Origin of the sequence: Archangium minus, from assembly GCF_044360475.1 — a bacterium.
Lineage (GTDB): Bacteria > Myxococcota > Myxococcia > Myxococcales > Myxococcaceae > Archangium > Archangium minus.
The window spans coordinates 572,598-584,533 of the sequence record NZ_CP043494.1 but is presented as its reverse complement, the minus strand read 5'-3'; the positions used below and the strand labels follow the sequence as shown (position 1 = coordinate 584,533).

The following is an 11,936-nucleotide window of genomic DNA, read 5'->3' as shown; positions in this document are numbered from 1 at the left end:
TCAGACCGGCGACCCCGGTCTTCACGGAGGCAGAGCATCATGGCGGCGCGTGGTGAGAGGCGGGGACGGACGGCGGTGGATCGCTCCGCCTTCCCGTACCGCATGAAGGACCTGTGCGAGCGCGCGGGCCTGTCTCGACAGGTGGTGCACTTCTACATCCAGCAGGGACTTTTGCCGGAGGGGCAGAAGACAGGCCACAACATGGCCTTCTACGGAGAGCAGCACCTGAAGCGGCTCCAGCTCATCCGCCAGCTTCAAGAGGAGCGCTTCATGCCGCTCAAGGCCATCCGCGCCATGCTGGAGGAGCGCGATGATGCCTTCACCCCGAAGCAGCGTGAGCTGATCTCCGAGGTGCGCCAGCGGCTGGGGCCCTCGATTGGCGTTGTCGGCCAGAAGGACACGGTGGGCGCGGCGGAGCTGCTGAAGGAGACGGGCGTGAGCCGCGCGGAACTGGCGCGCATGGTGGAGCTGGGCCTGCTCGTCACCCGGAAGCAGGGCGGGCGCACGGTCCTGGCGCGCGACGACGTGTTCCTGGTGGAGCTGTGGGGTCAGCTCAAGAAGGCGGGCTTCACGGAGGCGCTGGGCTTCCGGGTGGACGATCTGCGCATCTACACGAAGGCCATGTTCTCGCTGTTCGTGAGCGAGGCACAGCTGCTCAGTGACCGGCTCACCCACCTGCCTCCAGGACAGGCCGCGGAGATGGTCGAGCGCGCCCTGCCGCTCATCAACACGCTCCTCGTCCGCTACCACACCGCCCAGGTCCGCAACTTCCTGGCCACGCACTGAGGGGATCTGAGCAGGCGATTACCTCCACATGATGGAAAGCATCCAGACGACCACGCTCCAACTGCCGTCCTTTCTTCATGGCTCCTACAGCACGATCAAACGAAAGGCGAAGGCAGAGGGGCGCCGCTGTGCAAAGCATTATCAGCGCAATGGCACTCTTCCCCAACCACTTGAGCTGCGGACAGTCTCCTCTGGTGATGTGGTATTTACGCACAATGTCGTCGACCTCCAGGACGAAGCCCCAGCCTGGCGGTTGTACATGGTCTCAGAGGTCATGATGAGCCTGTACGACATGGACGAGAAGAACCACCGCCACCTCAGCAACGTATACGAAACCTCTTTTCGTGAAACTGCGTGGGGCGCACTGTACTTCGCACTGTCTGGAAGGGCCCCGGAGAGCGCGGAGCGCACCGCGTTGCGCCTCGAGGCCGTGCTTCGCTTCTGGGACTCACTTCACCATGGGCGTTACCTCCACCAGAAACTGAACACCTTCCTCACTTTGGAGGAACTCATGACCACCGCCTGCGGGTGGGCCATGGACGCCTGGTGCCCCGAAGGGGGCGCCTCCGTCCGTACACGTTTCGAAGTGGCCGCGGAGCGCATGGCCCGAGCGACGAGAGAGGACAGTGTCGAGGCCATCCTGCGCCAGTTGCCTCATATCCTCCGGTTCGCGGATCGCCAGCGACTCAACCACCCTGAAGTGGTGACGAACCCCACCGCCTGGCGCGAGCACCTCGTCACATTGGATGCCGCGACCTTCGAGCGCCTTTCCAGCGTACGCCCGGCTTGGGTGCTCGAGCGGCTGTACCTGTGGGACAGGCAGCTCGACGTGCATTAAGGGGTACTTTCTATTCACGTCTTCTAGCACCAACTCATAAAGTCCCTTATATTTCGAGCACTTAGCGGCGAATGACTCGCCGCTTTCCATGCGCGTTTCTATTCATGGACTCCCTCGAACGGATGCTCGGGACGCTCGCTCGGCTGGGCGTGGCACAGGCGAAGGACCTCGCTCGTGAGTTGGGCGTGTCCCAGCCGACGGTGTCCCGGTTGCTCGGCGCCGCGGGCGACCGCGTGTGTCGCATGGGGCAGACGCGCGCAACCCGCTATGCGCGGACACGCGTGCTTCCAGGACTCGGAACGCGGCTCCCCCTCTTCCGGGTTCGTGAGACGGGGAAGGTCGAGCCCTTCGGGACCCTGCACCTCCTCGACGGGGGACGGCACTGGCTCAGCGCACCCGATGGCACGGGAACGCTGTTCGAGGGTCTACCGCCATTCGCCTCCGACATGAGTCCGCAGGGGTATGTCGGGCGCACGTTCAGCGCACAGCATCCCGAATTGGAGCTGCCCTCCCGCCTGGTCGATTGGAACGACGACCACCGCCTCATCGCTCTGGCACGGCGAGGTCACGATTGTGTCGGCAACCTCATCCTCGGAGAGGAGTCCCTGAATCGATGGCTCGCGAGCACACTCGCGTCCGTCGATCGCACGGCCTACCCGGAGCTCGCTCGCCGCTCGGCCCGGGAGCAGCCGGGCTCCTCCGCCGGAGGGGAACACCCCAAGTTCCTGACGTACTCGCGAGGCCGGCACGTGCTGGTCAAGTTCGTGGGTGACGATGAAGGTGCGGTGGCCCGACGGTGGAGGGAGCTCATCGTCTGCGAGAGCCTCGCGCTCGAGGTCGTCCGCGACGCCGGTCTGGAGGCGGCCACGGCACATTGGTTCGACGAGCGAGGCTACCGGTTCCTGGAGGTCGAGCGCTTCGACCGACTCGGAGAGCGCGGGAGACGCGGAATGCTCTCACTCGAGGCCCTGGACAATGAGTACATCGGCGACTCTGGACGTGGAGCCTCGTGGACGCGTGTCGCCCCCAAGTTGCTGGCAGAGAAGCTCATCGGTCCCGAGGACGCACGGCGCCTGCGCTGGCTCGATGTTTTCGGCCAGCTCATCGGCAACACGGATCGCCACTTCGGCAACGTGAGCTTTCTGGAGACAGAGGACGGCACGCTCCGCCTCGCGCCCACGTACGACATGCTCCCGATGCTGTTCGCCCCCTCGGGCACAACGGTCGTCGATCGCCCGTTCGAGCCCTCGCCTCCCACCGCGGACACGCTCGACGTCTGGCCGGACGCGGCACACCACGCGCATCGATTCTGGACTCGCGTCATCGAGCACGAGGCACTCAGTCCAGACTTCCGCGCCCTCGCGGGACAGTGTCGGAGTGCACTGGAGGCGCTCCGAAAGCGGGTGCCCGTTTGAATCCCATCCAGGGCGTGCCTTGAGCCCACGCGGGTCCGGGCGTTACGGTTCGCCCTACCCCATGCACATCCACGACGACGTCATCGCGGCCATCGGGAACACGCCCCTCATCAAGCTCCGGCGCGCCTCCGAGCTCACGGGCTGCACCATCCTCGGCAGGGGCACGCGCTCTTCAGATAGCCTGCTCCGCTCATGACACTGGCCCATGGCCACATCGGCATCCCGCCGCAGGGCCTCATGCGCTTCGAACAAGCGCCCATGAGGCACAGGAGCCGGCCTCAGCGCACGGTAACGGGTCGGCACGACGCTTCGATCGGCAGGCTCATCCCATTCGCCAGGGACATCTACCGTCTGCTCGGTCTCATGAGCCTCGCGCTCCTGACGGGAGCCGCCTCCGCAGAGCCATCCAGCCCACCGGACAGTACTGCCTCAAGCAACCGCCCCTCGGTCTGCGCGAACTTCACCACCCAGGACATCCAGGGTTACAAGGTACCCGGCAGGAAACCGGGCTCCCAGGAGCCCTGGGAACTCTTCCTCGGCAACGCCTCACACCGGCTCATTGCGTATATCTATCGCACGAGACACCCAACAAACCTCGTTTTCGACAACAAGGTCTCCATCAAGACCATCATTGCCAGGACAGGCATAGGAGATTCCTCACGCCTGCCCGAGAATGAACATGAGATACGCCCTGACATCACCGACATCAGCGTACGTAACGTCTTCGAAATCAAACCCCATAATGAACCAGGGCTTCGAGACGGCCTGCGGAAGATCGAAATCTATCTCCTTGCTTTGAATCGGTCCATGTCACCCGACACTCAATTTTCAGGAGGCAAGAAGTTCGAGGGCGAAGTCCTGATCCAGTTCGCTCAAGGCCAGTACATCTGGCGTCTGGAGTGGTGCACTACAACACCTGGGGTGACCCAGTACCGTTGGACTCGAAGCCAGGAGCGATTCGACTCGAATGCGGCTGCGTATAACGCGAAGCAGTGGGTAGTCATTTCCGAGCAGGAGCTGAAGCAGTACGGCAGATCGGTAGCTCAAGCAGTTGAAGCGATGGTTGACAGACGTGAGCGTGTCGCCACGCTCGGTGAGACCCTCGGTATGGCCATCGACATCGTCGGCGAGGTGGCGATGATCGTCATCTCCACCGCTACGTCCGGGGAACGCGGTACCGCGCAGCCAGGAGGAAAGCTCCTCCCGTTTCCCTCAAAGCCCTCGTCCACCGCGCCCGCGGGACAACTGCCCAGAGCGTCGGGCATGTGAATCATCCAGAGGATCAACCCGACACGAACCGCTCGAATTGAAGATTCCCTCTCATGGAAACAATGCTCCAGCTGCCATCTTTCCTTCATGGCCCCTACAGCACCATCAAACGCAAGGCAAAGGCGGAGGGGCGCCGATGCGCAAAGGAATACAAGCTCAGTGGGACCTACCCGCAGCCACGTGAACTGCACTCCGTCTCACCCGACGAGGTGGTGTTCACCCATGAGATGGTTGACATCCAAGACGATCAGCCCGCATGGCGGCTTTATGCGTATTGGGAAGCCATCATGAGCATGTGCGAAGTATTGGGAACGAGCTATCGCCACGTCAGCAACTCGCATGAGGCATTCTTTCGTGAAACCCCATGGGGCGCGCTGTTCTTCGCGCTCGCGGGAGCAGCCCCTGATAGTACGGAGCGCACCGCGCTGCGCCTCAAGGCCGTGCTTCGCTTCTGGGACTCACTCCATCACGGGCGTTACCTCCACCAGAAGCTGAATACATTCCTCACGCTGGAGGAGCTCATGACCACCGCCTGCGGCTGGGCCGTGGAGGCCTGGTGCCCCGAAGGGGGCGCTTCCGTCCGTACACGTTTCGAAGTGGCAGCGGAGCGCATGGCTCGAGCGACGAGAGAGGACAGTGTCGAGGCCATCCTGCGCCAGTTGCCCCATATCCTCCGGTTCGCGGATCGCGAGCGACTCAACCACCCTGAAGTGGTGATGGAGCCCACCACCTGGCGCGAGCACCTCGCCTCATTGGATGCCGCGACCTTCGAGCGCATCTCCGGCGTACGTCCGGCCTGGGTGCTCGAGCGGCTGTACCTGTGGGACAGGCAGCTCGACGTGCAATAGGGCGCGTACCTTTCTATTCATGGACTCTCTGAATCCCGTCCAGGGCGTGCCTTGAGCCCATGCGGGTCTGGGCGTTACGGTTCGCCCTACCCCATGCACATCCACGACGACGTCATCGCGGCCATCGGGAACACGCCCCTCATCAAGCTCCGGCGTGCCTCCGAGCTCACGGGCTGCACCATCCTCGGCAAGGCGGAGTTCCTCAACCCCGGCCAATCCGTCAAGGACCGCGCCGCCCTCTTCATCATCCGCGACGCCGTCGCCAGCGGCCGTCTTCGCCCCGGCGGCGTCATCGTCGAGGGCACTGCCGGCAACACCGGCATCGGGCTCGCGCTCGTCGGCAACGCGCTCGGCTACCGCACCGTCATCGTCATCCCTGACTCCAACAGTCAGGAGAAGAAGGACATGCTCCGCCTCATGGGCGCCGAGCTCATCGAGGTCCCCACCGTCCCCTACAAGGACCCCAACAACTACGTGAAGATCTCCGGCCGCCTCGCCGAGGCGCTCGACCGCCGTGAGCCCAACGGCGCCATCTGGGCCAACCAGTTCGACAACGTCGCCAACCGCCGCGCCCACATCGAGACGACGGGCCCTGAAATCTGGGAGCAGACCCAGGGCCGCGTGGATGCCTTCATCTGCGCCGTGGGCTCGGGCGGTACGCTCGCCGGCGTGGGCATGGCCCTCAAGGCGCGCAACCCCAAGGTCGTCATCGGGCTCGCCGACCCTCACGGTGCCGCGCTCTACCACTGGTACACCCGCGGCGAGCTCAAGGCCGAGGGCTCCTCCATCACCGAGGGCATCGGTCAGGGCCGCATCACCGCCAACCTCGAGGGAGCCCCCATCGACGAGTTCTTCCAGATTTCCGATGAGGAGGCCCTCCCCGTCCTCTTCGATTTGCTCGAGCACGAAGGGCTGTGTCTCGGCGGCTCCAGCGCCGTCAATGTCGCCGGAGCCATCCGGCTCGCCCGGAAGATGGGGCCGGGGCATACGCTCGTCACCGTGCTGTGCGACTCCGGCAACCGCTACGCGAGCAAGCTCTTCAACCCCACCTTCCTGCGCTCCAAGGGGCTGCCCGTCCCGCGCTGGTTGGAGCGCAGCCCCCAGGCGCTCCTCTCCATGGTCTCCTGAGGCAGGCGCGGATTACCCGGCCCGTGACACGGCCCCGGACGTCTCCACGCTCGTGGCGGGAGGCACGCGGGGCAGCCGGACGGTGAAGGTGGTGCCATCGGCCGCCGTGGACTGGACTTCCACGGTGCCTCCGTGCGCCAGCACGAGCTGACGGACGATGTAGAGCCCCAGGCCGATGCTCCGGTCGGAGCGCTCCAGCCGCCCGCTGCCTCGCGTGAGCGGCTCGAAGAGGCGCGGCAACAGCTCGGGCGTGATGGGATCGCCCGCGTTGCGCACGCGGAGCACCACCTCCGCCTCCCCGCCCTGGGACTCGACCCACACGGGCGAGCCCTCGGGGCTGTACTTCAGCGCGTTGCCGAGGATGTTGGCGAGCACCTGCGCGATGCGATCCGAGTCCCAGCGCCCCTGACCATCCCCGCTGCGCGAGACCTGAATATCGCGCTCCGGGTGCGCCGTCCGGGCCTCGTCCACCACGTGCTGCGTGAGCTCGTGGGCATCGCACGGAACGGGCCGCACGGGGATGCCTCCGCCCATCCGCGCCTGGGTGAAGTCCAGCAGGTCCCGAATCATCCGGTGGGCGCGCTCCGCCGCGGACACGATGCGGGCCGCCGTCTTGGCCTGCCACGGCTGCGTGTCCTCTCGCCGCAGCATCAGCGCCGCCGCGGTGAGGATGGCGCTCAGCGGGTTGCGCAGGTCATGGCTGACGATGCCGATGAGCTGCTGCTCGAACTCGGCACGCTGGTGGGCCTCGTCGAGCAGCCGCTGGCGCTCCTCCTCGGCCCGCTTGCGCTCGGAGATGTCCTGCATCGCCCCCACCATGCGCACGGGCTTCCCGCCCGCCTCCCGGACGATGTAGCCCCGGTCCGCCACGTGCGCCCACGTCCCGTCCTTGAACAGGAAGCGGTACTCCTCCTGCCAGTGCTCCTCCCGCGACTCCTTGGCGCGCTCGAGGCTGGCCAGCACCCGCTCGCGATCCTGAGGGTGGATGCGCCGCGACCAGCCCCCCACATCCGGCCCCAGCTCCTCCGGGGAGTAACCAAACACCTGCTCGACGGCCCCTCCGCGCCAGAGCAGCGTGTCCGTCTCCATGTCCCAATCCCAGATGGCATCGGACGTGGCGCGCAGGGCGAGCTCGTAGCGCTCCTCCGACTTGCGCAGGGCCTCCTCGGTGCGCTTGCGCCGCAGCTCTCCCTCGGCCTCACGCAGGGCGCGCTTCACGCACGGCACCAGGCGCTCCAGCCGATCCTTGAGGACGTAGTCCGTTGCCCCGCGCTTGAGCAGCTCGATGGCGCGCTCCTCTCCCAACGCGCCGGAGACGAAGAGGAAGGGCGTGTCCGGACAGGCGAGCCGGGCAGCCGTCAGGGCGCTCAGCCCATCGAAGCCAGGGATGTTGTAGTCCGAGAGGATGATGTCGAAGCGGCACCGCGCCAGCGCCCGCGTGAAGTCCGCCTGGTTGTCCACGCGCTCCGCCTCGATGGCGAGTCCTCCCTCCTCGAACTGGGCGATGATGAGCTCCGCGTCCAGCGCGCTGTCCTCCAGCAGGAGGACGGACAGCGGCTGTCCGGTGGTGAGGGTCGGAAGGACCTCCAGGGCCCCAAGGGTGGCGCTCATCGCTCACCGCCGCGCGACAGGGCGCCCGGAGGCGGCTGGTTCACCACAGCCCAGAAGAGCCCCAGGTCCTTGAGGGCCTCGACGAAGTCCGGGAAGGCCACCGGCTTCACCACGTAGGCGTTGACGCCCAGCCCGTAGCTGCGCGTCAGGTCCTGCTCCTCCCGCGAGGAGGTAAGCATCACGATGGGAATGGCCTTCAGCTCGGGATCGCTCTTCACCTGGGCAAGCACCTCCAGTCCATCCACCTTGGGCAACTTCAAATCCAGCAGCACCACGGCGGGGTGCCCATCCGGCCGGTCGGCGTAGGGCCCACGCCGCCGCAAGAAGTCGAGCGCTTGCTGTCCATCTCGCACCACCACGACCTCATTGGCCAGGTGCGTCTCCTCCAGCGCGGCCAAGGTGAGGGCCACGTCATTGGCGTTGTCCTCGACCAGGAGGATTCTCTTGAGTTCAGTCACGGGGATACTCGTCCTTGCCAATGAAGCGTGTCAGGAGGGCCTAGCCCGGGGCAGCGTGAAGTGGAAGGTGGCACCTTGGTCCACGGCGCCCTCGGCCCAGGTCCGGCCCCCGTGTCGCGAGATGATGCGCCGCACATTCGCCAGTCCGATGCCCGTTCCCTCGAATTGTTCCACGGTGTGCAGGCGCTGGAAGACGCCGAAGAGCTTGTCCACGTACTGCATCTCGAAGCCCACGCCGTTGTCGCGCACCCAGATCTCCACCTCCCCCGCCTCCTCCCTTGCCCCCACTTCGATAACCGTCTGGGGCTTGGGCCGGGTGTACTTCAATGCGTTGCCGAGCAGGTTTCGTAACACCTGCCGAAGGAGGGAGGGGTCCGCCTCCACCCAAGGTAGCTCGCTCACTCGCCATTCAACCTCGCGCCCGCTCGTCTCCGTGGTCAGCTCCCGGCGGATCTCCTGCACGAGCGCGTTGAGGTCCACCCGCGTCTGACGCAGCTCCGCCCGGCCCATCCGAGAGAAGGCAAGCAGGTCATCGACGAGCTGTCCCCCCTGCTGCGCCGCGGTGAGGATCGTCTTGAGGTGGCCGCGGGACACATCGTCCAGGGAGGCACCCGCACGCCGGTCCAGGAGCTGGGCGAAGCCGGTGATGTGGCGCAGCGGGGCGCGCAGGTCGTGGGAGACCGAGTAGCTGAAGGACTCCAGCTCCTTGTTGGCCTCCTGAAGCTGGGTGGTGCGCTCACGCACGCGGTGCTCCAGGCTGGCGTTGAGCTGGCGGATCTCCTCCTCGGCGCGCCGGAGGTTCTCGACGGTGCGCCGCTCCTCGTCGATGTCCGTGTTGGTGCCGAACCACCGGACGATGCGGCCCTCGGTGTCCCGCACGGGGATGGCGCGCGCGAGGAACCAACGGAAGCCGCCGTCCTTGTGCCTGATGCGGAACTGCTCCACCCAGGGCGTCCCCTCGGTGAGCGCCCGGCGCCAGGTAGACACCACCCGCTCGACGTCCGCCGGGTCGTGCACGGCCTTCCAACCCCAGCCGCGCATCTGCTCGGTGGTGACGCCGGTGAAGTCGGTCCAGCGCTCGTTGGTCCAGGTCACCACGCCCTCCGTGTCGGCAATCCACACGAGCTGGGGGATGGAGTCGGCCAGGAAGCGGAACTGCTGCTCGCTCTCGCGCAGCTCCGCGGCCAGGGCCTCGAGCTTCTGACGGACGAGCACCTGCTCGGTGACTTCGAAGGCGGCGGCGACGATGCCCTCCACCTTGCCCTCCGCATCCCGCAGCGGCTGGTAGGCGATGTTGAAGAAGCCTTCCTCCAGGGGCGAGTCGGGGGTGCGGCGCCAGCGAGTGGGGACCGCCTGCTTCTGGACGGCCACGCCCGTGCGGTACACGTTCTCGAGCAGCTCGAAGAAGCCCTGTCCCTCGAGCTCGGGCAGGGCCTGGCGCGCGGGAATCCCCAGCAGGGGGCGCCCACCCGTGAGCTGCTGGTAGACGCGGTTGCACATCTCGTAGGCGAGCTCGGGGCCGCGCAGGACGGCGAACGAGGCGGGTAGCTGCATCAGCGCCTCGAAGAGGTTCCTGCGCTGCGTCTGGGCCAGCTGGTACAGCCGCTGGTTCTCCACGGCCACGCTCGCCAGCTGCGCGAGCTGCACCACGATGAGCTCGTCCTCCTCCGTGAAGTCCCCCTCGAGCTTGTCGGAGAGCTGGATGAGGCCGAGGTTCTTGCCATCGCGGCCCACCAGCGGCACGGCGAGCCAGCCGCGCATGGGCGGGTGCGTGGCCGCATGCCGGCCGAAGCCCTTCCACATCGGGTGGGCCTCGAGCTGTGCCTGGGTCATGCGCAGAGGCTGGTTCGTCCGGCAGACCAGGGCGTAGATGCCGCTGCCGTCCGTCTTCTCGCCGTAGTCGCGCCAGGCCGCGTATTTGTCCGAGAGCGAGACGGCGTTGATGGCCTGCGTCCAGTTGCCATCTTCCGTCAGGCTGATGACGGACTGGTGAGAACCAACGAGCGCCCGGACCCGCTCGGTGGTGAGCGCGAGCATGGCGTCGAGGCTGTCCGCCGCGTTGAGGGCCACCGCCGTCTGCGCCAGCTCCTTGAGCAGCTCGGCCCGGCGGCGCTCACGGGCGAGCAGCCCGACGCGCTCCGCCTCGGAGCGCTTGCGCTCGGTGATGTCCTGCACCGTGCCGATGAAGCGCACCGCGCGGCCTTGCTCGAAGTGCGCTCGGCCCGTGGCACGCAGCCACCGCTCCACGCCGTCGTACGTGCCCACGGTGCGGTACTCGATGTCGTAGCCGCCACGGCCCTCCGGGTCGAAGCTGCGCTGCACAGCGTCGTCGGTGGGCTGGCGATCCTCCGGGTGCAGCAGGGAGAGGAAGCGCTCGTAGGTGACCTCCTCCTCGGGCGGCAGACCGAAGAGCTCCTTGCAGCGCGCATCCCACCGGAGCGCCCCCGAGAGGATGTCGAAGTCCCAGGTGCCGAGCGCGGTGGAGGTGATGGCCAGCCGCAGCCGCTCCTCGCTGGTGCGCAGCGCTCCCGTCTGGAGGCGGAGCTCCTCGGCCAGGCGCTCGCTCCGGCGCCGCGCCTGGACATGCCCGGTGACGTCGACAGCGAAGGTGAGCAGGCCCGTGGGGCGCCCGTCCGGGTCGAGCACCGCCTGATAGATGAGGTTGAAGAAGAACTCCACCGGCTTCCCGTTGCCCTGCCGGTCCAGCCAGATGGGGAACTCGCTGGCCTGGAAGGACTCGCCCGTCTCCATCACGCGGCGGAGGGCCGCCATGACCTCCGGCTGGGAAAGGACCTCGGGGAGCACCTCGCGCAGGGGCTTGCCCAGCTGCATGGGGCGGCCCATCACCTGCGAATAGAGGGGGTTGGCGAACTCGAAGACGAAGTCCGGCCCTCGGGTGATGGAGATGGCCGCTGGCGCCTGCATCAGCAGGTGGTGGAGCATCTCGCGGTGGGAGCCCTCCAGGTTCTCCCGCTCGCGGACACGCAGGGCCTCCTCCTGGAGCCGCATCCGCTCGCGGGCGAGGTGGAGCTCCACGAACACAGACACCTTGGCGCGCAGCACCGGGGCCACGAGTGGCTTGCGCAGGAAGTCCACCGCGCCGTGGGCATAGGCATCGAGCACCTCCCGCTCGTCACCGTCCCCCGCCGTCATGAGCAGGACAGGGGTCCGCTGGTTGCGCACCCGCTGGCGCAACAGGGACGTCACCTCGACACCGCTCATGTCCCCCAACCGCACATCCATGAGGATGGCGGCGAAGTCCATCTCGAGCACACGCCGGAGCGCCTCCTGCCCAGAGTTCGCCTTCACCAAGTGCTGGCCCAGGGGCGCGAGGATGGCCTCCACGGCAGCGAGGTTGGCAACGTCATCATCAACGAGCAGGACGCTCGCCTGCCCGGGGGTTCCCTGGGCTTCTGGACGCGCGGCGGCAACGGTCATGGTGTACGAGACTCCGTAGCACTCCGGTTCCGCCATTCGGACGCAGGGGGGACGCGTGGGTGGCCGAGCACTGGCCCTTCCTATAATGGCTCGCAGCCACTCAAGAAAATCGGTCCACGGCGGGCCGGAAGGTTGATGGGAAGAG

General features: G+C 66.6%; 10 protein-coding genes. 7 read left to right on the top strand and 3 right to left on the bottom strand.

Features of this window, described 5'->3' with window-relative positions; all coding sequences use genetic code 11:
- Positions 1-39: 39 nt before the first annotated feature.
- The 7 genes from F0U60_RS02475 to F0U60_RS02445 all read left to right on the top strand — a co-directional run bounded on the left by F0U60_RS02475 (position 40) and on the right by F0U60_RS02445 (position 6,284).
- Complete coding sequence (locus tag F0U60_RS02475; protein ID WP_395813523.1) at positions 40-786, top strand: MerR family transcriptional regulator; 747 nt, start codon at positions 40-42, stop codon at positions 784-786.
- A 28-nt stretch (positions 787-814) separates the two neighbouring features.
- The gene (locus tag F0U60_RS02470; protein WP_395813521.1) at positions 815-1,624 is read left to right on the top strand and encodes a hypothetical protein; all 810 of its coding nucleotides are present in this window, start codon (positions 815-817) and stop codon (positions 1,622-1,624) included.
- Positions 1,625-1,728: 104 nt separating this feature from the next.
- The gene (yjjJ, locus tag F0U60_RS02465; protein WP_395813519.1) at positions 1,729-3,039 is read left to right on the top strand and encodes a type II toxin-antitoxin system HipA family toxin YjjJ; all 1,311 of its coding nucleotides are present in this window, start codon (positions 1,729-1,731) and stop codon (positions 3,037-3,039) included.
- Between the two features lie 61 nt (positions 3,040-3,100).
- Positions 3,101-3,235: a hypothetical protein gene (locus F0U60_RS02460; protein WP_395813517.1), complete on the top strand. Its 135-nt coding sequence runs from the start codon at positions 3,101-3,103 to the stop codon at positions 3,233-3,235.
- Positions 3,236-3,276: 41 nt separating this feature from the next.
- Positions 3,277-4,308 carry a hypothetical protein gene (locus tag F0U60_RS02455; RefSeq protein WP_395813515.1) on the top strand — a complete coding sequence of 344 codons (1,032 nt, stop codon included), beginning with the start codon at positions 3,277-3,279 and terminating at the stop codon, positions 4,306-4,308.
- Between the two features lie 287 nt (positions 4,309-4,595).
- Positions 4,596-5,156, top strand: coding sequence for a hypothetical protein (locus tag F0U60_RS02450; RefSeq protein WP_395813513.1), 561 nt, complete (start codon positions 4,596-4,598; stop codon positions 5,154-5,156).
- 93 nt (positions 5,157-5,249) lie between these two features.
- Positions 5,250-6,284, top strand: coding sequence for a cysteine synthase A (locus F0U60_RS02445; protein ID WP_395813511.1), 1,035 nt, complete (start codon positions 5,250-5,252; stop codon positions 6,282-6,284).
- Positions 6,285-6,296: 12 nt separating this feature from the next.
- Here F0U60_RS02445 and F0U60_RS02440 read toward each other — a convergent pair whose 3' ends face one another.
- The 3 genes from F0U60_RS02440 to F0U60_RS02430 are packed head-to-tail and all read right to left on the bottom strand — an operon-like array spanning position 6,297 to position 11,791.
- Entirely contained in the window at positions 6,297-7,895 is a 1,599-nt protein-coding gene (locus tag F0U60_RS02440) for an ATP-binding protein (RefSeq protein ID WP_395813509.1), read from the bottom strand.
- Positions 7,892-8,353: a response regulator gene (locus tag F0U60_RS02435; protein WP_395813507.1), complete on the bottom strand. Its 462-nt coding sequence runs from the start codon at positions 8,351-8,353 to the stop codon at positions 7,892-7,894. The genes F0U60_RS02440 and F0U60_RS02435 overlap by 4 nt, the downstream gene beginning before the upstream one ends.
- Positions 8,354-8,383: 30 nt before the next feature.
- Complete coding sequence (locus tag F0U60_RS02430; protein WP_395813505.1) at positions 8,384-11,791, bottom strand: PAS domain-containing protein; 3,408 nt, start codon at positions 11,789-11,791, stop codon at positions 8,384-8,386.
- Between the last annotated feature and the right edge of the window lie 145 nt (positions 11,792-11,936).